Annotated in this window: 18 protein-coding genes, 1 tRNA gene and 2 pseudogenes; 12 read left to right on the top strand and 9 right to left on the bottom strand. The window is 70.7% G+C overall.

All coding sequences use genetic code 11. The features are described from left to right. Positions 1-660 (bottom strand): annotated as a pseudogene (locus ADK57_RS41425) (hypothetical protein); the annotation flags it as partial. Between the two features lie 255 nt (positions 661-915). Beyond that, on the bottom strand, positions 916-1,458 hold the full coding sequence (locus tag ADK57_RS41430; RefSeq protein WP_078973623.1) for a response regulator: 543 nt from the start codon (positions 1,456-1,458) through the stop codon (positions 916-918). Positions 1,459-1,591: 133 nt separating this feature from the next. Between ADK57_RS41430 and ADK57_RS41435 the strand changes: the two genes are divergently transcribed. Further along, positions 1,592-1,663 (top strand) — tRNA-Arg (locus ADK57_RS41435). A gap of 157 nt (positions 1,664-1,820) precedes the next feature. On the opposite strand, the gene ADK57_RS41440 is transcribed toward ADK57_RS41435, so the two are convergent. The 3 genes from ADK57_RS41440 to ADK57_RS41450 all read right to left on the bottom strand — a co-directional run bounded on the left by ADK57_RS41440 (position 1,821) and on the right by ADK57_RS41450 (position 4,184). Further along, positions 1,821-2,216, bottom strand: coding sequence for a VOC family protein (locus ADK57_RS41440; RefSeq protein ID WP_053754910.1), 396 nt, complete (start codon positions 2,214-2,216; stop codon positions 1,821-1,823). Positions 2,217-2,701: 485 nt separating this feature from the next. After that, on the bottom strand, positions 2,702-3,748 hold the full coding sequence (locus tag ADK57_RS41445; RefSeq protein WP_053754911.1) for an SPFH domain-containing protein: 1,047 nt from the start codon (positions 3,746-3,748) through the stop codon (positions 2,702-2,704). 4 nt (positions 3,749-3,752) lie between these two features. Continuing rightward, positions 3,753-4,184 carry an NfeD family protein gene (locus tag ADK57_RS41450; RefSeq protein ID WP_053754912.1) on the bottom strand — a complete coding sequence of 144 codons (432 nt, stop codon included), beginning with the start codon at positions 4,182-4,184 and terminating at the stop codon, positions 3,753-3,755. Positions 4,185-4,427: 243 nt separating this feature from the next. Here ADK57_RS41450 and ADK57_RS41455 point away from each other — a divergent pair, with 243 nt between their 5' ends. Next, the gene (locus ADK57_RS41455) at positions 4,428-5,012 is read left to right on the top strand and encodes a hypothetical protein (protein ID WP_234390573.1); all 585 of its coding nucleotides are present in this window, start codon (positions 4,428-4,430) and stop codon (positions 5,010-5,012) included. A 143-nt stretch (positions 5,013-5,155) separates the two neighbouring features. On the opposite strand, the gene ADK57_RS41460 is transcribed toward ADK57_RS41455, so the two are convergent. Continuing rightward, on the bottom strand, positions 5,156-5,374 hold the full coding sequence (locus ADK57_RS41460) for a hypothetical protein (RefSeq protein ID WP_053754913.1): 219 nt from the start codon (positions 5,372-5,374) through the stop codon (positions 5,156-5,158). A gap of 128 nt (positions 5,375-5,502) precedes the next feature. Between ADK57_RS41460 and ADK57_RS41465 the strand changes: the two genes are divergently transcribed. Further along, positions 5,503-6,003: a peptidylprolyl isomerase gene (locus tag ADK57_RS41465; RefSeq protein WP_053754914.1), complete on the top strand. Its 501-nt coding sequence runs from the start codon at positions 5,503-5,505 to the stop codon at positions 6,001-6,003. Positions 6,004-6,105: 102 nt separating this feature from the next. Next, complete coding sequence (locus ADK57_RS48485; protein WP_053754915.1) at positions 6,106-7,566, top strand: acyltransferase family protein; 1,461 nt, start codon at positions 6,106-6,108, stop codon at positions 7,564-7,566. A 67-nt stretch (positions 7,567-7,633) separates the two neighbouring features. Here the strand turns inward: ADK57_RS48485 and ADK57_RS41475 are convergent, their stop codons facing one another. Further along, the gene (locus tag ADK57_RS41475; RefSeq protein WP_234390574.1) at positions 7,634-10,018 is read right to left on the bottom strand and encodes an endonuclease/exonuclease/phosphatase family protein; all 2,385 of its coding nucleotides are present in this window, start codon (positions 10,016-10,018) and stop codon (positions 7,634-7,636) included. Between the two features lie 359 nt (positions 10,019-10,377). Here ADK57_RS41475 and ADK57_RS41480 point away from each other — a divergent pair. Beyond that, positions 10,378-11,637: pseudogene (locus ADK57_RS41480) on the top strand (beta-ketoacyl-[acyl-carrier-protein] synthase family protein); the annotation flags it as partial. 95 nt (positions 11,638-11,732) lie between these two features. Here ADK57_RS41480 and ADK57_RS41485 read toward each other — a convergent pair. Further along, positions 11,733-12,791, bottom strand: a complete 1,059-nt coding sequence (locus ADK57_RS41485) for a Ku protein (RefSeq protein WP_053754942.1) — start codon at positions 12,789-12,791, stop codon at positions 11,733-11,735. 72 nt (positions 12,792-12,863) lie between these two features. Between ADK57_RS41485 and ligD the strand changes: the two genes are divergently transcribed. Further along, positions 12,864-13,745 carry a non-homologous end-joining DNA ligase gene (ligD, locus tag ADK57_RS41490; RefSeq protein WP_053754917.1) on the top strand — a complete coding sequence of 294 codons (882 nt, stop codon included), beginning with the start codon at positions 12,864-12,866 and terminating at the stop codon, positions 13,743-13,745. A 198-nt stretch (positions 13,746-13,943) separates the two neighbouring features. Here the strand turns inward: ligD and ADK57_RS41495 are convergent, their stop codons facing one another. Then, entirely contained in the window at positions 13,944-14,747 is an 804-nt protein-coding gene (locus tag ADK57_RS41495) for a nuclease-related domain-containing protein (protein WP_053754918.1), read from the bottom strand. A 133-nt stretch (positions 14,748-14,880) separates the two neighbouring features. On the opposite strand from ADK57_RS41495, the gene ADK57_RS41500 reads away from it, so the two are divergent. The 6 genes from ADK57_RS41500 to ADK57_RS41525 all read left to right on the top strand — a co-directional run bounded on the left by ADK57_RS41500 (position 14,881) and on the right by ADK57_RS41525 (position 21,017). After that, positions 14,881-15,387, top strand: a complete 507-nt coding sequence (locus tag ADK57_RS41500) for a protein-tyrosine phosphatase family protein (protein ID WP_078973626.1) — start codon at positions 14,881-14,883, stop codon at positions 15,385-15,387. 86 nt (positions 15,388-15,473) lie between these two features. Beyond that, the gene (locus ADK57_RS41505; protein WP_053754943.1) at positions 15,474-16,217 is read left to right on the top strand and encodes a hypothetical protein; all 744 of its coding nucleotides are present in this window, start codon (positions 15,474-15,476) and stop codon (positions 16,215-16,217) included. After that, the gene (locus ADK57_RS41510) at positions 16,214-17,491 is read left to right on the top strand and encodes a sensor histidine kinase (RefSeq protein WP_053754920.1); all 1,278 of its coding nucleotides are present in this window, start codon (positions 16,214-16,216) and stop codon (positions 17,489-17,491) included. Before ADK57_RS41505 ends, ADK57_RS41510 begins: the two co-directional genes overlap by 4 nt. A 79-nt stretch (positions 17,492-17,570) precedes the next feature. Continuing rightward, entirely contained in the window at positions 17,571-18,140 is a 570-nt protein-coding gene (locus ADK57_RS41515; RefSeq protein ID WP_053754921.1) for an SH3 domain-containing protein, read from the top strand. Positions 18,141-18,183: 43 nt separating this feature from the next. Then, positions 18,184-19,545, top strand: a complete 1,362-nt coding sequence (locus ADK57_RS41520) for an FtsW/RodA/SpoVE family cell cycle protein (RefSeq protein WP_053754922.1) — start codon at positions 18,184-18,186, stop codon at positions 19,543-19,545. Then, positions 19,542-21,017, top strand: coding sequence for a penicillin-binding transpeptidase domain-containing protein (locus tag ADK57_RS41525; protein ID WP_053754923.1), 1,476 nt, complete (start codon positions 19,542-19,544; stop codon positions 21,015-21,017). The genes ADK57_RS41520 and ADK57_RS41525 overlap by 4 nt, the downstream gene beginning before the upstream one ends. Positions 21,018-21,045 lie beyond the last annotated feature (28 nt).

The following is a 21,045-nucleotide window of genomic DNA, read 5'->3' on the forward strand; positions in this document are numbered from 1 at the left end:
AAGTCGCTGCCCGAGGCGGGGGCGGTCGTGGGGCGCGGGGTGCAGGAGGGCCCAGCGGGCGGCGTCGCGGCCGAGCGGGAGGGGGTCCACGGGGGCCGCAGCCGGTCGTAGGAACAAGGCCGGGGTTGCGGGGGTGCCGTGGCCGTCGACGCGTACGCCCAGGATGTCGGCCCACTCGGGCTCGATGCGGGCCTCACAGCCGGTGCGGACGAAGGCACCCTGGGAGCGGAGGATGCGGGCGGTCGCGTCCATGACGACGACGGCACGGACCTCGTGGGGGGCGTGCAGCCGCACGAGCGGCTGCGCGTCGGGCCCATGGGCGTATCCGTACCGCTTTCCGCGCCGCAGGATCTCCTCGACGAGGGCCACGGGCGCATCGCTCTGCAAGCTGATGTTGAGGAATCCCGGCCCGGTGACGACGACGTCGGTGACGCCGTCCGCAGCGAGGAGGTACGGCCGCAGGACCTCGGCGACCTGAAGGGGCGGCTGCCCGGCCGGGCGGGCGAGCTGCAGGGCGATGTTGCTGGCGTAGTCACCACAGCCCCCGGGCCCCGGACTGGTGACCACGGCACGCCCCGGAACGGTGACGCTCAGCTCCCCCTCGTCGACAGCACGACGCACCGCGCACAGCACGGTACGGGAGAGCTCGACGGGGGTCACGGGACAAGCGTAGGGGAGGAGGGGGGTGGGTAGGCGAGTCGGTTTGGGTGGGGTCCGGGATGTGGACGGTGGACGATCAGCTGCTGCGGGCGATGGTCACGGCTCGGTGAGCTGGGGTGCTCAGCCGCTGACGGGGACGGTCACGGCTCGCTGGACGGTGGATGATCAGCCGCTGCGGGCGATGGTCACGGCGCGGTGGACTGGGTTGCTCAGCCGCTGCCGGGGATGGTCACGGCGCGGTGGAACTGGGGTTGCTCAGCCGCCGGTACGGCCGGCCCGCTCGGCCTCCCCACCCCCGAGGACACTCCCGAAGACCGCCCCGTCCTCCTCTCCCCCGGGCACCCCGCTCCGCTCCCGCTCGATCAACTGCCGTACGAGCCGCACAAGTTCGGCGGGTTCGAAGGGCTTGGCAAGGAACGCATCGACACCGACCTCCAGCCCGGCCTCGACCTCGTGCTGAGTACAGGCGCTGACGATGGCGAGGGGAAGATCACGAGTCCGGTCGTCGGCACGCAGCCGAGCGGCGGTCCGAAGCCCATCCAACCGAGGCATGACGACGTCAAGGGTGACCACATCGGGCCGCACCTGATGAACAACATCCAGGCACTCGGCACCATCGGCCGCGGTCACGACCTCGAGGCCCTCCAGCTCGAGATTGACCCTGATCAGCTGCCGGATGACCTTGTTGTCGTCCACAACAAGCACCCGGCCCGACGCGCCTGGCACAACTCGAGAGTAGGTCGGGACCGGCCACCGCGTCCGGGTTTTCCCCACTTCCGCCCCGTGCGAGGTACCCATCCCGTCTCGGGGGCGACCTGACCCCTCAGTTAGGGCCTGGCCCGACCTCCCCTGACCCCGAGAAACCTGTTCATGAACACCCCGACGGAACTGGTAGGGTTCTACCCGTCGCCGCGAACACCGCAGCCGACACGCCCCCGTAGCTCAGGGGATAGAGCAACGGCCTCCGGAGCCGTGTGCGCAGGTTCGAATCCTGCCGGGGGCACTCGCCTAGGAACAGCAGAAATTAAGTGCTGACCAGGGCGGATGCCGACATGAGAGAGCGGGAACCAGTCTCACTGGGTCCCGCTCTTTCTCATTGAGGTCTTCTCGGCAACGCGATGGTTGCGGTGTGGGACTGGGCGCGGGTGCCCGCTCGCGGCCTAGTTCTGCGGTGCCAGGGTGCGTAGGACGTCGAACTCGTTGCCCTCGGGGTCGGCCATGACCACCCAGTTTCGGTCTGAGCCCTGGCCTACATCCGTCGTGGTGGCGCCGAGGCCGAGCAATCTAGTCACCTCGTCCTCGGTGCTGCCGTCGATCGGGCTGACGTCGAGGTGAAGCCGGTTCTTGACGGTCTTGCCCTCGGGCACCTGGATGAACTGCAGGGTGGGTGGCATCTGGCGGGCCCGAACCTCCTCGACGGTCGGCACCCAGGAGCCGATCTCGACCTTGCCCTCGCTCCGGTCGATCACCTTGAAGTCCAGGACCGCGCACCAGAAGGCCGCGAGCCTCTCCGGATCATGGCAGTCAACGGTCAACTCGGTGAACCTACTTGTCATGACTCCCCCAGATAGTGCGGACGGGGCTCAGAGTATGCCGCCCGTCCGACAGGTCCGAGATCTTTCTGACCAGGGACAGGCTGACCCGACATCAGATACGCGTGAAGCCCCTGGTAGGAACAGGTCTGCGAAGAACAGGTTCCGGGTACCGAGGGGCTTCACGCGTTGACCACCCTGTGCGGTGGACGCGCCACCGTCATCAAGGTTTGACCCAACGCCTTTCGCGGCGCGAGTCAGGGTCGGAGGTCGGCGCCCGCACCGGCCGGAGTGGCCCGGCAACTCCTCCGCTCCGAGGTCTCCGCTGCTCTTTCGTGGGCTGCACCGGTGCTTTGCGGAAGCTCCGTCAGGACAGTTGTAGGCGACGCGATACGACCCGGGACACGGGACACCCAGGAGGGCTCACGGGCGAGACCGTAGCCCGCCGCTGGGCCCTGTGTCGCTCGGACTCGTCGGTCTCGTTGCCGCACCATGATGTCCGGTCGTTGTCACCCGCCGTCAGCGAGGAGGCGGGGTGGGGTGGCGTCGGAGGTGACGCCCTCGGCCTTGGCTGCGTCGGCGAGGGCCGCGGCAGCGGCTTCCTCGGCCTGAGCCTTGTCGTTGGCGGCCTGGGCAACCATGTCGTCCGAGGGTTTCTCGCGGGTGGCCGGCGACTGGGGCAGCACCTCGGTGAAGGCGCGGGACACGCCCTGGAGTGCGGAGGTGATCTCGCTGGGGATGACCCAGAAGTTGTTGCCCGAGCCCTGCGCGAGTTGGGGCAGCGTCTGGAGGTACTGGTAGGCGAGCAGCTTGGGGTCGGGGTCGTTGCGATGTACGGCCTGGAACACCTCGTCGATGGCCCGGGACTGGCCCTCGGCCTGGAGGATCGCAGCGGTTCGGTTACCTTCCGCGCGCAGGACGGCAGCCTGCTTGTCGCCTTCGGCGGTGAGGATCTGCGACTGGCGTTGTCCTTCGGCCCCGAGGATCGCGGCCCGTTTGTCCCGCTCGGCTCGCATCTGCTTCTGCATCGCGTCCTTGATGGACTGCGGGGGATCGATGGCCTTGATCTCCACCCGGTTGACCCTCAGCCCCCATTTGCCGGTGGCCTCGTCCAGCACGCCACGGAGTTGGCTGTTGATGGTGTCCCGGGAGGTGAGGGTCTTTTCCAGGTCCATGGATCCCACGACGTTGCGCAAGGTGGTGACGGTGAGCTGCTCGACCCCCTGAAGGAAATTCGCGATCTCGTAGAAAGCCGCTCGTGGGTCCGTGACCTGGAAGTACAGGACGGTGTCGATCTCGACGACCAGATTGTCCTCGGTGATGACCGGCTGCGGTTTGAAGGAGACGACCTGTTCCCGCAGGTCGATCACCGGGTGAACGCGGTCGATGTAAGGAATGACGAGGCTCAGGCCGGGGTTCAGGGTCCGGTGATATCGGCCCAGTCGCTCGACATTGCGAGCGCGTGCCTGGGGCACGATACGGACCGCTCGCACCACGGTGAAAACCGCGAGAAGAGCGACGATCAGGCCGGCAATGAGGAACGCCGAGGTTTCCATGGTTTCAGTCCCGGGGGTAGACGATCGCGGTGGCGCCGCTGATCTCCATGACGTCGACAGTCGTTCCTGGAGGAATCACCAGCGTCTCGTCGTAGGCGCGGGCCGTCCATTCCTCGCCGTCGATACGGACCCTGCCGCCCCGGCCCGTCACCTCCGACACGACATAGGCAGCCCTGCCGACCAGTGCGTCTATGCCGAATCGCTCCACTTGGGGTCCGAATACATGGCGCAGCGCAACGGGGCGCACGAACACCACGGTGACCGTGGCGACGGTGGTGAACACCAAGAACTGGAAGGGCAGCGGCAGCCCCACCGCGGCGGACCCCGCCGTGACCAATGCGGCCGCACTCAGCATTCCGAGCGCAACAGTAAGGGTGAAGATCTCCGCCACAGCCAACACGGCTGCGATGATCAACCAGATCAGCCATGGATCCATTGCGTGCCTCTTCTGACCGGCGCGGGTGCGAAGGGCTTGACTCTCACCATTGGACCCCGTTACCGGACAGCCGCGATACCCCTGGGAGACGAAACACTGCGCTGCTCCCTGTTGATCTCCCGCCACCGGGAAAGCGCCGCAGCACGGCCTCCTCGATGAGAGCCGCACACGAACGCGCCCTCAATCGATTCAGGGCGGACACTGGGGTAAAGGGTGTCGGCGCAGGCAAGGGGGTGTCGGCCGGTGGTGGCGAGGACGCGGCGTACGAAGGTGTGGTTGTGGCGGTGGCGGCGTAATCCGCTCCGGCGCGGCAGTGATGTGGTCGAGGCCTGGGTCGTGCTGGCCGCCTGGGTTCTGGCGCTGGTGGGAGGTGTCCTGGTGGGGCTGGTTGCCCAGGGCGCCGTGGAGCGGGACCTCGATCGGCAGCGGGTGGAGCGTCGGACCGTCACTGCCGTGCTCGTCGAGAACGCGCAGGACAAGCCGTCCGCGGCCGCCGTCGACGACGACCGGGTGTGGGTCAAGGCGCGCTGGACCGGCACGGACGGCTCGCGGCACACCGGCTTGATCAAGGTGCAGCCGGGCGCCAAGGCCCGGACCCCGGTCGAGGTGTGGACGGACGAGCGCGGCGCGGTCGTGTCGAAACCCGTGACGCACGGAGAGGCCCGGCTCCAGGCGGTCCTCTCGGGTGTGCTGTGTGCCGTGGTCGCCGGCGGGGCCGTGGCGGGCGGCGCGCATGCCGTGCGGGCGGGGCTCGACCGGTGGCGCAGGGAGCAGTGGGCCGCGGAGTGGGCACGGGTCGACACCCGGTGGGGCGGGAAAACCGGCTGACGGGCACACGGCATCCGGGGGCACACGGCATCTGGGTGCACACGGCATCTGGGTGCACACGGCATCCGGGGGCACACGTCACCCGGGTGCACACAGCACCCGGGTGACGGCCGCGGAGCGCTGCTGCAGTCTGTCGGCCACTACTACGGCGTGTTGCTCCATACGTACGGTCCGCCACCGCGCCACTCGATGAGCTCGGGGTCGTCGACGGCCCGGTCCTCGGCGGGCAGGCCCTTGCCGTGCATGAAGTCCAGCACGTCGAACAGGCTGTAGGCGGTGCCCATGCGCTCGTCGTCGATCGTCACCCGTCGCCCGCCGTCCGATTCCGGCGGGAGCACAACCACAGGGGGGCGTACGTCCATGTCTCCAGCATGCGCCGGAACCGGGTCGGCTCGCAGCACGGGCCACGGGTCACGGGTCGTCGGCCCTGGGTGTCCGGCCCGTGTGACACCATTCCTCGGTCAAGCCCCGTCAGAAAGGGACCATTCCCATGTCAAGGGTCGAGCTGACCACCAACTTCGGGCGTATCGTCCTCGAGCTCAACGACGCCGAGGCTCCGAAGACCGTCGAGAACTTCCTGACGTACGTCCGCAACGGGCACTACGACGGCACGATCTTCCACCGCGTGATCGACGGCTTCATGGTCCAGGGCGGTGGATTCACCGCGGACATGGCGCAGAAGCCGACCATGGCGCCGGTCCCGAACGAGGCCGACAACGGGCTGAAGAACACCGCATACACCGTGGCGATGGCGCGCACCAGCGACCCGCACTCCGCGACCGCCCAGTTCTTCGTGAACGTCTCGGACAACGACTTCCTCAACTACACGGCGAAGACCCCGAACGGCTGGGGTTACACCGTCTTCGGCCGGGTGGCCGAGGGGCAGGACGTCGTCGACTCGATCAAGAAGGTTCGGACCGGCAGCAGCCGCGGGCACGGGGACGTTCCCACCCAGCCCGTCGTCATCGAGGGCGCCAAGGTTCTGGACTGACCCGTCCGGGTGGTGTCGTGCCGGGCACGGAAAGGTTGCGGCATGGGCGCGGCATGGGCTTTTCGCCGTGACCGGCCCGTGCCCACGGCAGCATGACGTCTTATGAGTCGCATCAGCCGAGATCGGCGAGATCTGGGAGATCGGCGAGATCTGCGAGATCGATACGTCGACTTCCTTCGTGCCTGGGCGATCGTCCTCGTCGTGTTCGGGCACTGGCTGATCACCGGGCTGGTTCGCGGGCCCGGCGGTGAGATCAGCGCGCCCGAGCTGCTGGCGACCGTTCCCTGGACCCAGTGGCTGACCCTTCTTTTCCAGATCATGCCGCTGTTCTTCCTGGCCGGGGGCCATGCCGCCGGCGGCTCCTGGTCACGTGCCGCAGGCGGTACGGCCGAATGGGTGGGGCGACGGGCCTTGCGGCTGCTGCTTCCGGCCGGTGTCTACAGCGGGCTGGTGCTGGGCGCCGTGGCCGTCTGTTCTGCCGTGGGCGTGGATCCGGGGACCCTCGCTCTCGTGGGCTGGGCCATGGCCATGCAGTTCTGGTTCCTGCCCGTCTACCTGCTGCTCAGTGCCCTGACCCCCGTGCTGTACGCGGCACACCGGCGGTGGGGGCTCCTCGTCCCCGTCGTCATGGGCCTGGTCGCCCTCGCCGCCGACATCCTGGTGCTCAGCGCGCACCTGCCGTACGTCGGGCTCCTCAACTACGTGCTCGTCTGGGGCGTCGCCTACCAGCTCGGCTTCTGCTGGCGGGACGGTCTGATCACCGGAAGCGGGACCAGGAAGGACCGGAAGGGCAGGAAGGACCGACAGGACCGGAAGGACCGGAAGGACCGACAGGACCGGAAGGACCGGAAGGACCGACAGGACCGGAAGCAGTGGGTGCCCGTCGCCATGGTCGCGGGTGGCGGGGGCGCCTTCGCCGCGCTCGTCGGACTCGGGCCCTTTCCCGTCAGCCTGATCCTCGTCACCGGGCAGGAGCCCAGCAACACCGATCCGCCGTCCGCCGCCATGCTGGCCTGGACCGTGGCCCAGGTGGGGCTCGCTCTTCTCCTCGCTCCCGCCCTGCGGCGGCTCCTGGAGCGGGAGCGGGTGTGGCGGGCCGTACGGCCGCTCGGCGGGGTCAGCATGACGCTCTATCTGTGGCACATGCTGCCCGTGCTCGTTGTCGCCGCCGCCTTCTATCTCACCGGGCTCGCGCCCCAGCCCCGCTACGGGTCCGCGGGGTGGTGGGCGCTGCGGGTGCCCTGGCTGGTCGTTCTCGGTGTCGTCCTGGTCGGGGTTGTGGTGGCTCTTCGGCCGCTGGAGCGTGGGCTGGGCGTCCTGTACGAGCGGGGCGGGACAGGGCGTCCCTGGGCCCTCTGGCTCGGCCTCGCCGCCGGTGTGGCCGCGCTCACCCGGTTCGCCGCGCAGGGGTTCGCTCACGAGGGGCGGTTCCCCGTGCTGCCCGCGCTGGGGCTTGCGGTGGGCGTCGCTCTGGTGATGCTGCCCGGACGGGCGCCCGAACGCCGGCTCAAGGAGCCCGAAGACGCCGACGGTTCCAAGGACTCCTTGGAGGAAGCCGCCTGACACCGACACAGGCGTAGGGACGGGGCGACAAGCCGTCGTCCCGCCCCTCACCCTCTGCGCGCCGGTGTCAGTGCCTGCCGCACCTCGCCACATCGATCCGCACGATCTGCGGGTCGTGGTCGCTCGCCTGGTCCGCGAACTCGGCGTTGATGTGGACGACGTCGTAGTCGAACGACGTGACGGCCGGGCTCGTCAGGATGTGGTCCAGGGTCTGGGAGTTGCCGTCGTAGACGTAGGTGTACCGCTCGGCGGCGGGGAGGGTGGCGATCAAAGGGGTCAGCGCCCGGCCGGCCGTGAGCGTGGTCACCGTCTGGGAGAACTCGTAGTCGTTCAGGTCGCCCAGGACCACCGCCTTGGCGTTCTTGTCCGCCGACAGGAGGGACTTCACGAACGTGTTGACCTCCGCCGCCTGGGCCGCTCGCTGGGTCTCCGAGCTGCGGGCCGGCGGCTGGTAGCGGCCGTGGAGCGGCTGGTCGCCGCCCTTCGACGTGAAGTGGTTGGCGATGACGAAGACCGACTCGCCGCGGAAGGTGAACTCGCCCACCAGGGGCTTGCGGCTGCTGTCCCAGGCGTCGCCGGCCGGGTCGATGCGGCCCGGGGAGTACGTGAGTCGGGCGCCCTTCCTCGTCTTCACCACGCTGGTGGCCGTGGTCGCGTCGCCGCCCGTGCGGTCCGTGAAGGAGACCCGCTTGGGGTTGTAGAGGAAGACCTGGCGGATGTTGCCGCCGGGCTCGCCGCCGTCCTGGTTGTTCTCGGGGGCGACGTAGCGCCAGGAGTAGCGCGGGCCGCCGGCCGCGCGGATGGCGTCGGTGAACCTGGTCAGGGTGGCCTCGGCGGTGACGGTGCCGTCGTTCACGGCGCCGTTGTCGTCCTGGATCTCCTCCAGAGCCACGATGTCGGGCGAGTTGAGGTTGACCGCGACGCCCTCGGCGAGGCGGTCGAACTTCTCCTGGTCGTCGAGTGCGTCCAGGTTCTCGACGTTGTACGTGGCGACGGCGAGCTCGTCGGCCTTCTGACGGCGGGTCACTTCCTGCTTCAGGCCGTTGTCCACCCGGGTGCCGAGCCGGGTGGCCTGGAGGATGTAGCCGCCGTAGGTGGAGTAGTCGAGGGGGCCGGTGGTCGTGCCGGAGAGTTCGTCGCCGACGTTCGCCGCGGGGACGGCGGCGGCGGTGTCCAGCGACGCCACCTTCATGCGGCCCGTGTTGGGCCGGTCGTACGAGGAGTAGAGGGTCCCGCCGCGGGTCGTCGCGTTCTCCTCGGGCTTCACCGTGACCCACAGCTCGTCGTACGCGTCGGTCGCTCCCACGACCCGCGCGTCGGCGAGCGTCGTCCGCATGCCCTCCAGGGACTCGTAGAAGTCCTGGGCGTAGACGGCCGGTTCGAGCGGGAGCGACTCCACGCTCGCGCCGTCCGCGGTCGGTATGTACCCGTCGGGGACCGTCGTGGCGTCCAGGGTGGCGGCCTCGGGGAGGGCGTTGCCGCTGGAGAGGACCGTCGCGGTGGGGCCCGTGATCTCGGTGACCGACTGGCTGGTGCTGCTCGGGTGGTACTCGCTGATCTTTCCGGTGACCAGGACCGAGTCGCCGACCGCCACGGTGGGCGCGGCCGAGCCGGTGTAGACGAAGACGCCCTCGCTGGTGCGCGGGTCGGTGTCGGCCTGCGGGTCCTGTATCCAGTAGCCCTTCGAGCCGCTCGTACGGACGCCGGTGACGATGCCCGGCACCCGGGTGACCGTCTGTCCGGTGTACGGGGAGAGGCGGGTGGGGCCCTGGATGTCGTGGACGCGGACCGTGCCGGGGTCGGTGGAGCCCCCGCCGTCGCCATCCCCGTCGCCGTCGCCCGAACCCGGTGTCTGTCCCGCCGAGTTGACCGGTGACGGGGTACCGGCGGTGAAGTCCGCGGCGTTGTCGTCGGTGTCGGCCAGGGACGTGGCCCTTGCGACGGAGGCCGTGTTGGAGGAGCCGGTGGCCGGGCCGCTGCCCTCGCGGACGACCGCGCTGCCGTAGCCCGCGAGGTCGACGATCCGGGTGTCGGCCGCGCAGTCCGCGGCGGTCTTGCAGGCCAGCGCGGTGGTGCCGGAGACTAGGGCGATCGTGCCGGAGGTGGCGCTCATCGCGACGGAGCCGGTCGCGTCGGCGGTCGGCAGGGCGGTCGTACCGCCGGTGCCCGCGGCTTCGGCCACCAGGTAGCGGGCGCCGGGGGCGACCGAGCCGCTGAGTGCGGTCACCTGCCACTGGGAGGTGGCGGACGGCGAACCGGGCAGGTACTGCACGCTGTAGCCCGACAGGTCGTAGGCCGCGGAGCCGGCGTTGGCGAGTTCGACGAAGTCCCGGGTCAGGGTCGCCCCCGAGTTGCCTCCGCCGCCGTAGACCTCGGCGATCACCGCGGTGGCCGACGGCGCGGCGAAGGCGGCGGGCAGGGCGGTGAAGGCGAGCGCGCCCGCCGCGCCCACGGAGACGATCGGGTAGGCGGCGCGGCGCGCGCGGGGTCTGCTTCCTGCGGGTCTGGACACGCTGGCGGTCTCCTCGTACCTCGCGTACGTACCTCGTGTACGTACGGACATCAACGCGCCGTCCGGGGACGGAGCTTGAACCATTGCCCGTGGGGAGTCGGCTCAAGTTACGCGCGTAGAAAGCGATCCACCAAGGGGTCTTGCGTTAAATCCCGGAAACATACGGGTGAGAGTTCGGTGCGTGACCGGGGGAGGGTTCGGGTGTGAGGGGCCGCACGCTGAACAACCGTCCCTGTTGCAGCAGTTGAGAACCGGTCCCGGTTTACCTTTCAACCATGACCTCTGTGCGCACGGACATGCCGCGACGGGTCGTCGTCACCGGGCTCGGGGCCGTCACGCCGCTGGGCGTCGGGGTCGGCGAGCTGTGGCGGGGGCTGCTCGAAGGACGGCACGGGATACGGGAGTTGGCGGACGCCGAGTTCGACGGGCTGCCGGTGCGGGTGGCCGGCACCGTGCCCGTCGATCCGGCCGAGTTGCTGCCCCGGACGGTGGCCCGGCGGATGAACCGGGCCGCCCGGTTCGCCGTGCTCGCCGCTCGGGAGGCCTGGGCCGACGCCGGGTTCGTCGCGGGCGGCACCCGGGAGAGCGGGCTCGATCCCGAGCGGGTGGGGGTGAGTCTCGGCGCGATCCTCGGGGACGCGTCCGTGCTCGTCGGCGGTGACCGGAAGCTGCGGGACAAGGGGCCGCGCGCCGTCTCGCCGCTCACCACGCCGATGACCGTGCCCTCGCAGGCCGCCTCCCAGGTCTCGCTCGACCTGCACATCACCGGCGAGGCCCGCACGGTGACCGCCGCGTGCGCGTCCGGGACCGAGGCGATCGGGCAGGCGGTCGACCGCATACGGTACGGCCGTGTCGACGTCGCCCTCGCGGGCGGCGCGGAAGCCGTCGTCACGCCGGCGATCATGGCGTCCTTCGCAGCGATGCGCGCCCTGTCCACGCGAGGGCTCGCGGACGGGGCCTCGCCGTCACGGCCGTTCGCCAAGGACCGGGACGGGTTCGTCAACGGAGAGGGGGCGGGGGTGCTGGTCCTGGAGGCCGAGGAGCACGCCCTGGCCCGTGGAGCGCGGATCTACTGCGAGGCGGCCGGGTGGGGGCTGTCCGCCGACGCGCATCACATGGCCGCGCCCGATCCGTCCGGCAGCGGGGTCGCGCTCGCGCTGCGACGGGCGCTGCGGGACGCCGGAGGGCATGTCGTCGACGTCGTCCATGTCAACGCGCATGCGACGGCCACGGTGGACGGGGATCTGGCCGAGGCGGGGGCGGTGCGTGCGGTGCTCGGGACGCGGTCCGTGCCGGTCACCGCGCTCAAGGGACACCTCGGGCATCTGCAGGGGGCGGCGGGCGCCGTCGAGGCGGTGGCCACGGTACTGACGCTGCACCACGGGGTGGTGCCGCCGACCGTGGGGTGCGGGGAGGTGGACGACGCGATCGGGCTGGACGTGGTGACCGGCGCGCCGCGGGCGTTGCCGGAGGACGGGGATCTGGCGCTGAGCAACTCGTTCGGGTTCGGGGGGCACAACGCGGTGCTGGCGCTGCGGAGGGTGCGGCAGGAGCCGTAGGACTCAAGAGCTGCAGGGCTCAAGAGTTGTAGAGCTCGAGAGTTGCAGGACTCAAGAGTTGCAGGGCTCAAGTGCCGTAGGACCGGGGCGACGGGTCAGGCCGTGCGCTTGCGTGACGTCGTCGCCTTCTTCGTGGCCGTCTTCTTCGCCGCGCTCTTCTTCGTTGCCGTACTCTTCGTCGCCGTACTCTTCGCCGCCGTCTTCTTCGTGCCCTGGGCCGACTTGGCCGTGGACTTCTTCGCGGCCGTCGTCTTCTTGGCCGCTGTCTTCTTCGCGGCAGCCGTCGACTTCTTCCCCGCCCCCTGCTTCGGTGTGGCCCGCGCCGACTTCCGCTGCGGGAGGGATCTGACCTCGGCGTGCTCCCCGGCACCCTCCTCGCCCCGCGACTCCTTCGCCGCCTTCACGCTCTTCTCCAGCGCCGCCATCAGGTCGAGGACCTTGCCGCTCTTCGCCGGTTCGGGAGCCTCGGGCGGGGCCTCGCCCGCGGCCTTCGCGGCGACGACCTCCTCCAGGGCCTCGCGGTACTCGTCGTGGAGGTCTTCGAGGTCGATCTCTCCGAGGGTGTCCATCAGGGCGTCCGCGAGGTCGAGTTCCTTGTCGTTGACCGTGACCTTGGTGTCGGGGGCGAGGCCCTCGGGGGCGCGGACCTCGTCCGGCCAGAGCAGGCCGTGCAGGGCGATGGCGTCGCCCACCACCCGCAGCATGCCGAGGCGCTCGCGGCCCCTCAGCGCGAACTTGGCGATGGCGACCTTCTGGCTGCGCTTGAGGGCCTCGCGCAGCAGGGTGTACGGCTTGGCGGCCGGGGCGCCGCCCGCCGCGAGGTAGTACGCGGCGTCCATCTGGAGCGGGTCGATCCGGTCGGCCGGGACGAACGCCACTATCTCGATCGTCTTGGCCGTGGGGAGCGGCAGGTGGGCCAGGTCGTCGTCCGTGATCGGGATGATCGTGCCGTCCGCGTCCTCGTAGCCCTTGCCGATCTCCGCCCCGCTCACCTCGCGGTCCTCCAGCTCGCAGACCTTGCGGTAGCGGATGCGGCCCATGTCCTCCGTGTGGATCTGGCGGAAGGCGATCGAGTGGCTCTCGGTGGCGTTCACCAGCTTGATCGGAATGCTGACCAGGCCGAACGAGATGGCGCCGTTCCAGATGGATCGCACGTGCAGCACCCTTTCGATCGTTTTGCCAAGACTTGTAAATATTTACTGCTGAATGTCTGGGATTCTCATCGTATGACGCCGATCACAGAGGTGGAGGGGCGAAGGCTCGCGCTCAGCAATCTGGAGAAGGTGCTGTATCCCGCGACCGGGTTCACCAAGGGCGAGGTGCTGCACTACTACGCGACCACCGCCGAGGTCCTGCTGCCCCATCTGCGGGATCGGCCCGTGTCCTTCCTGCGCTATCCGGACGGGCCCGACGGGCAGGTGTTCTTCACCAAGAACGTGCCGCCCGGTACGCCCGACTGGGTCACCACCGCCGAGGTGCCCAGGTCGGAGGGGCCGGCCCGGATGGTGCTGGTGCAGGACCTGGCGAGCCTGATCTGGGCGGCGAACCTGGTCACCGAGTTCCACACCCACCAGTGGGTCCTCGACGCGCCCGGCGAGGCCGACCGGCTGGTCTTCGACCTCGACCCCGGGACGCCGGCGAGCATCGTCGAGTGCTGCGAGGTCGCCCTCTGGCTGCGCGAGCGGCTCGCGGCGGACGGGATCGAGGCGTACGCGAAGACCGCCGGGTCGAAGGGGCTGCATCTGCTGGCGGCCCTGCGGCCGGTCTCCTCCGGCGCCGCCTCCGAGTACGCCAAACAGCTCGCCGTCGAGGCGGAGAAGGCGATGCCCCGGCTGGTCGTCCACCGCATGACGCGGAGCCTGCGGCCCGGGAAGGTGTTCGTCGACTGGAGCCAGAACGCCGCCCGAAAGACCACGGCCACGCCCTACACCCTGCGGGCACGCGCGCGGCCGTTGGTGTCGGCGCCGGTGACGTGGGGTGAGGTCGAGGAGTGCCGGGCGCCCGGGCAACTGGCCTTCCAGGCGCCGGACATCGCGCCTCGCGTGCAGGACTACGGCGATCTGCTGGCCCCGCTCCTCGACGCGGACGCGGCGGGATCGCTGCCCTGAGGACAACAGCTTCACTTCCGCACCAGTGACGTCGTCGCCGCCGAGGTCGGCACGCGCATCGGCCGCTGGGCACTCGCCCACTGCTTCAGGCCGCTGAAGCAGCTCAGATGCCGTGGCTCAGCCGCAGTGGCGCAGACGAGGCGCAGCTGCGGCGGCTCAGCTGCAGTGGCTCATCTGCAGCGGCGCAGACGAGGCGGCTCAGACCCGCACCCACGTCTGCCGGTCCCGTGCCACCGCGTGCAGCGCCTCCACGTCCGCCGGCTTGAGGATGCCGCCGAGCCCGGCCAGGCGCTCGACCTCCGTGTCCGTCACGATCCGGGCCTCGCGCAGCGGAGCGGTGACCTGCACGTCGGCAGGGGCGACAAGGGCCAGGACCGGGTGGACCTCGGCGGTCAGGGCGTAGGAGGCCCGGTCGGCGGCGGCGCGGACGCGGCGCAGCAGCGGGCGGGGTTCGCGGCGGCCCAGCGTGACCATGGGGTCGGCGACCGTGACCCGCTGCTTGCGGGCGTAGAGCGTGTGGACCGCGAAGAGCCCTCCGGGGCCGATCAGGAGGTGGTGGACGCGGTCGCCGCCGGGCAGCGGGACCGAGTGCAGGGCGTGCCAGCCGGCTCCGTCGAGACGGTCCAGTGCCTCCCCCACCGCCTGTTCGGCCGCGAGGGCCCGGCGGCGGGGGTCGGGGCGGAGCCGGTGGGCGGGGCCGGGGTCCCGGTCCAGGGCGATCTGGAGCGCCTCGCCGGGGCGGTTGGGCGCCAGGTCGTCGTCCGGGTGGAGGGACAGCCGGGCCAGCTCCGCGGGGGTCGGCACCGGGGGCGGTCCGACGGCCACCGTTCCGGTCAGGAAGGGCCCGAGGACGTCGAGCACGTCCTGTCTGCGGTCCTCGCTCAGCAGGTTGACCCGGGATGTCTCACGGTCGTACCAGGCGATGTTCCTGCCGTCCGTGAGACAGACGTACAGCCGTTCCTGACCGTGGCGCCAGGTCGGTACGACGCGCAGTCCGCTCATGCACCTCACCCCCTGCCATGGGAACAGCCGGGCGCTCCAGGGGCAAGAAGTCGGTCGCCTTTGCCGGACACCTTTGAAGGTGAGTTGACCCGGGTACCTATGGGTGAGTTGGCGGGGGCTTGGGGAGGCGCCGTTGCGGACGCGCAGGAAGCAGGCCGACGTGCCCGCTCCGGAGCATGCGTGGAACGAGGTCGTGCCCGGGCTGTGGATGGGCGGCCACGAGTTCAGGGGCCGCTCCGGGAAGGTCGAGTTCGCCGTCGTACGGGACGAGTTCGATCTCGTCCAGACCTTGCTGAGGCTGCCGGGACACGGCCCGGACGCGGGCGTCGAGCACCATGTGTGGCCGATTCCCGACGGACCGCTGGACGGTACCCAGCTCGCGGGCGTGATACGGCTGGCACAGGCCGCGTGCGACGCGCTGGACGGGGGCCGCAGGGTCCTCGTCCGCTGTTACCACGGCTACAACCGCTCGGGCCTGGTCGTCGCGCACGCCCTGGTCCGGCGAGGGCACTCGGCGGACGAGGCGATACGGCTGATCCGGTCCCGCCGCTCGCCCTGGGCCCTGCACAACGAGCTGTTCGTCGAGTACCTGCAGGCGGGCCTGCCGACGGCACGGCTCCTTGAGGAGCTCGCCGAGTAATCGTTTCTTCTCGGCCGCCCTCCGCGTCCCCACCGGGCCGCGATCGCCGCGCAAAAAGGACTTCCCGAAGAAATAAGGTGTACGGCGTGCCGCTCACACCCTTCCGCACCGCCTCCACCGTCGCCCTGCTGCTGGCGACCGCCGTGGGCTGCGGCGACGCGGGCGGCCTGCGGGGTGCCGGGCCGACGGCCACCGCGATCAGCCCGGACCGGCTGTGGCCGGACCTGGCCCCGGCGTCCAGCCCCGCCTGGGACTACGACGACGGCGAGTCCGAGCTCGTGCGGGGGCTCACGGCTCCCGGCGACGACATCCGCAAGGTGGACCCGGTGGCCGTCGTCCGCGCGGAGATCGCCCGGCACCCGGACTCGTACACGGGGACGAAAGCCCCGTACTACGAGACGGCCCGCCGGATCGCCGACTGCGACGAGGGCGTGGCCAAGGGCCGCTGTCCCGTCCTGAAGCCGTACTACCGCGACCTCACCGGCGACGGCCGCGACGACCTGACGCTGGGCTTCGAGCTCCTGCCCGGCAACCAGACGGCCGTACGCGTCTACACCTTCCAGTCGGGCCGGCTGGTGCGGGTCATGTCCAACGACGACGCGGTGACCGGGGTGGAACTGGCCGGACGGTCCGTGATCATCCGTTCGCCGTCCGACATCGCGGGCTACGAGTACCGCTTCCAGTGGACCTGGGATCCGGGCCAGCGCGTGATGCTGCTGACGCACGACGAGATGCTGCCGCGGGACGGCGGCAAGGCCTCGAAACACCCCTCTCCGTCCGCTTCTCCGTCCGCCTCCCCGTCCGCTTCCCCGTCCGCGAGCGGCCGATGAGGCTCGCGCTCCCCCGCTGGGCCGGGACGCTCGCCGTGAAGGCCGCGGCATTCATCACCGTGATGTGCTGTGCGCTGGCCGCCCTGCTCGGCGTCCTCGTGCACGTGTCGGTGACGAACCAGACCGTCGGCCAGGCCCGCGACCTCGCGCTGGACCGGCTCACCGAGGCGACCGCGGCGTTCGAGGCCGGGGACTCGCCTGCACGGGGCGTCGGCGTCGATCCCCCGGACCTGCCCGAGCCGCTGCGGGAGCTGGCGGCGGCCGGGGAGCGCGGCACGATGGTCGGCGAGCACCGCGGACGCCCCACTATGTGGGCGGCGGGCCCGGTCGACGGCGGGCGGGCGCTGGCCGTGGAGGTCGACTACTCGCAGGGCGAGCGGACCATCGACGGCCTCGACCGGGCGATCGTGTGGTCGTCGGGGCTGGCGATCGGGGCGACACTGCTGGTCGGCGCGTTCGCGGTGACCCGGGTTACCCGGCGGTTGCACACCACCGCGCAGGTGGCCCGGCGGATCACCGCGGGCGACCTGGACGCCCGCGTCGACGACCCCCGTACGAAGAATCCGACGCGCCCCGAGGACGAAGTGGCCGCGGTGGCCGCCGCGCTGGACTCCATGGCCGCGTCCCTCCAAGGCAAGCTGCTCGCCGAGCAGCGGTTCACCGCGGACGTGGCGCACGAGCTGCGCACCCCGCTGACCGGACTGCACGCGGCGGCCGAACTGCTGCCGGCAAGCCGGCCGACCGAGCTGGTCCGGGACCGGGTGGCGGCGCTGCGCACGCTCACCGAGGACCTGCTGGAGATCTCCCGCCTCGACACCGGACGGGAGCGGCTGGAGCTGGACCGGGAGCCGTTGGCCGCGCTGGCCGAGCGGGTGGTGCGGGCGTCGGGGACGGACACGGAGGTCGTCGTCGTACGGGATGCGGCGGTGGAGACGGATCGGCGGCGGCTGGAGCGGGTGCTCGGCAATCTCGTGGCGAACGCGCATCGGCACGGGCGGGGGCCGGTGGTGCTGACGGTGGACGGGCCGGTGGTCACCGTCAGGGACCACGGGGACGGGTATCCGGACTACCTGGTGGAGCACGGCCCGCAGCGGTTCCGTACGGAGGGCGGGTCCAAGGGGCACGGACTCGGGCTGACCATCGCGTCGGGGCAGGCGGAAGTCCTCGGCGCGCGGCTGGAGTTCCTGAACGCGCCGGACGGCGGGGCGTACGCCTCGCTGACACTGCCTCAGGGAAGGCCTGCGGGGGCCGGCCTCCCCGATGGCGCAGTGTGAGGGGCGCCGCGCGAACACCACTCCTAATGTGGCGATTAGTCGGCTTCCGACCGTTTCGCTCCCTCATGGAGGTACTCCCATGCCCCTGCGCTCCTCCCTCACCCACCGCCTCGCCATAGCGACCGCCGTCGGCACCCTGGCCGTCGCGGCCATGGCCACCCCCGCGGTCGCGGACGACGACTGGAACGGCCAAGGCGGTCAGACCAGCGGCAACGACGGCAACTGGAGCCAGAACGGCGGCGACCAGGGCGACAACAACTGGGACCAGAACGGCAACGCCAACAGCAACAGCAACAGCAACAGCAACGCCAACCCCAACCCCAACCCCAACGGCAACGGCAACGGCAACGGCAACGCCAACCCCAACGGCAACGGCAACGGCACCAGCGCCAACGCCAGCAACAGCCAGAACCAGCGCCTGTACCGGGGCCGGGTCACGGCGAGCACACTGGCCCTGCGCGCCCGTCCCGACCGTGGCGGCCAGGTCATCCGGTACGCCCACCGGGGCGAGATCGTCTCCATCTTCTGCAAGACCGGCGGCCAGAACGTCGACGGCAACCCTCTCTGGTACCTCCTCACGGACGGCACCTGGGCGTGGGGGGCCGCCCGGTACATCGACAACATCGGGGCCGCGCCCCGCTGGTGCTGATGCGGGAGGCGAACAAGGCGCCCTATTTGGGTAAGTTCCGGACATGACCAACGCCGGAACCACCGTCGTACAGGCGGACGCCCCCGCTCCCGCCGTACATCTCCCCCGGCGCCGCGGCATCGAACTGGCCCTCATCGTCATCGCCGTCCTGCTGTCCGTGTACGGCTACTGCGATGTCGGCCTCGCCAGGAACGGCACCGTCCCGCCCGGCGCCGCGGGTTACGGCGCCGGGCTCGGCGTGCTCGCGCTGCTGGCGCACATCGCGGTACGCCTGCGCGCCCCCTACGCCGACCCCCTGCTGCTGCCGATCGGCGTCCTGCTCAACGGCGTGGGCCTGGTCCTGATCTACCGGCTGGACCTGGAGACGCCCGGCGACCGGGCGGCGCCCACCCAGCTCGTGTGGTCCACCCTCGGGATCGCCCTCTTCATCGTGGTCGTACTCCTCCTGCGCGACCACCGCGTCCTCCAGCGCTATGTCTACGTCTGTGTCGTCGCCGCGATGGTCCTGCTGATCCTGCCGATCTTCTTCCCGGCGGTGAACGGCGCCCGCATCTGGATCCGGATCGCCGGGTTCTCCATCCAGCCCGGCGAGTTCGCGAAGGTGCTGCTCGCGGTGTTCTTCGCCGCCTACCTGGCGGCCAACCGCAGCGCGCTGGCGTACGCCGGACGCCGGGTCTGGAGGCTCCAGCTCCCCACCGGCCGCGTCCTCGGCCCGATCGTCGCGGTCTGGCTGCTGAGCGTGGGCGTGCTGATCCTGGAACGCGACCTGGGGACCTCGTTGCTGTTCTTCGGCCTGTTCGTCGTCCTGTTGTACGTCGCCACCGGCCGCACCGGCTGGATCGCCGTCGGTCTGCTGCTGGCCTCGCTGGGCGCGGTCGCCGTGGGCCGGCTGGAACCGCATGTGCACAGCAGGGTCGAGGACTGGCTGCATCCGTTCGCGTCGATCGAGGCGGGCCAGGGCCCGAACCAGCTCGCCCAGTCGCTCTTCTCCTTCGCCGCCGGCGGCATGACGGGCACGGGCCTCGGCCTCGGCCACTCCACCCTCATCGACTTCGCCGCCAAGTCGGACTTCATCCTGGCCACCGCGGGCGAGGAGCTGGGCCTGGCGGGCCTCTTGGCGCTCTTCCTGCTGTACGCCCTCCTGGTGGAGCGCGGCTACCGGGCGGGCCTCGCCCTGCGCGACCCCTTCGGACGGCTGCTCGCGGTCGGACTCGCCTCGATCGTGGCGCTCCAGGTGTTCGTGATCGCGGGCGGGGTGACGGGCCTGATCCCGCTGACCGGCATGGCGATGCCGTTCCTCGCCCAGGGCGGCTCGTCGGTCGTCACCAACTGGGCGATGGTGGCGCTGCTGATCCGGGTGAGCGACTCGGCCCGCAGCCAGTACGACGGGGAGGTGGGGCCGTGACCCGGTACATCCGGCACGCCGCCTGTTTCTGCGCCCTGCTGCTCGTGGCACTCCTCGTCAACGCCACCCGCATCCAGGTCTTCCAGGCCCGGTCCTACGACGACAACCCGGCCAACCGCCGCAGCAGCATCGCCCGTTACGGCCAGCCGCGCGGCGACATCCTGGTCGGCGGGGTGCCGGTGACCGGCTCCCGGGACACCGGCGAGCAGCTCCGCTACGAGCGGACGTACCAGGACGGGCCGCTGTACGCACCCATCACCGGGTTCGCCTCGCAGGAGTACGGGACGACCCTCCTGGAGCACTCCGAGGACGCCGTGCTGTCCGGCACGGACCCGATGCTGTCGGCGTTCCCGCTGTGGAACGACTTCACGCGCTCCCGGCCCTCCGGCGGTGACGTCGTGACCACCCTCGCCCCGGACGCTCAGCAGGCGGCGTACGACGGCCTGCGCGGGCGCAAGGGCGCGGTGGCCGCGATCGAGCCGTCGAGCGGGCGGATCCTGGCGCTGGTGTCGACACCGTCGTACAACCCGGCGGCGCTCTCCGGGAACGATGCGACGGTGGGCCGGTCCTGGGCACGGCTGAACGGCGACGCGGACAGGCCGATGCTCAACCGGGCGGTACGGCAGACGTATCCGCCGGGGTCGACCTTCAAGGTGGTGACCGCGGCGGCGGCGCTGGACGCGGGCGTGGTCACGGACGTGGACGAGCCGACCGACTCACCGGCCCCCTACCGGCTGCCCGGGACGACGACGAGCCTGACCAACGAGTCGGACGGCTGCGAGGACCTTTCGGTGCGGGAGGCGTTCAAGTGGTCGTGCAACACGGTGTTCGCCAAGCTCGGCGTGGACGTGGGTGTCGAGGACATGAGCGCCACCGCGCAGTCCTTCGGCTTCAACGACACGGACCTAAGGATCCCCTTCTCGGCGGCGCAGAGCACCTTCGACACCTCGGTGGACAAGGCACAGCTGGCGCTGTCGTCGATCGGGCAGTACAACACGCGGGCCACGCCCCTGCAGATGGCGATGGTCTCGGCGGCGGTCGCCAACGGCGGGCAGCTGCGGCAGCCGTACCTGGTGGAGCGGACCACCCGGGCGGGCGGTGCCACGGTGTCGACGGCCGGCCCGCGTCCCGTCCGGCAGGCGATGCAGCCGGCGACCGCCGTCCGGCTGCAGGAGCTGATGGCGGAGGTGGTCACGGAGGGCACCGGCACCAACGCGGCCATCCCCGGCGCCACCGTCGGCGGCAAGACCGGCACCGCCCAGCACGGCATCGGCAACTCCGGGACGCCGTACGCCTGGTTCGTCTCCTGGGCGCAGGGCGACAGTGACATGGAGGCGAGGGTGGCCGTGGCGGTGGTGGTGGAGGACGCGGAGGCGGACCGGGGGGAGATCAGCGGGGGTGGGGACGCGGCGCCGATCGCCCGGGCGGTGATGGAGGCGGTGCTGAACTCGGGTGGGGGCAGCGGGGGTTGACCTCTCCTGGGCGGTGAGGGGCAGCGGC

Source organism: Streptomyces sp. MMG1533 (assembly GCF_001279775.1).
GTDB lineage: Bacteria > Actinomycetota > Actinomycetes > Streptomycetales > Streptomycetaceae > Streptomyces.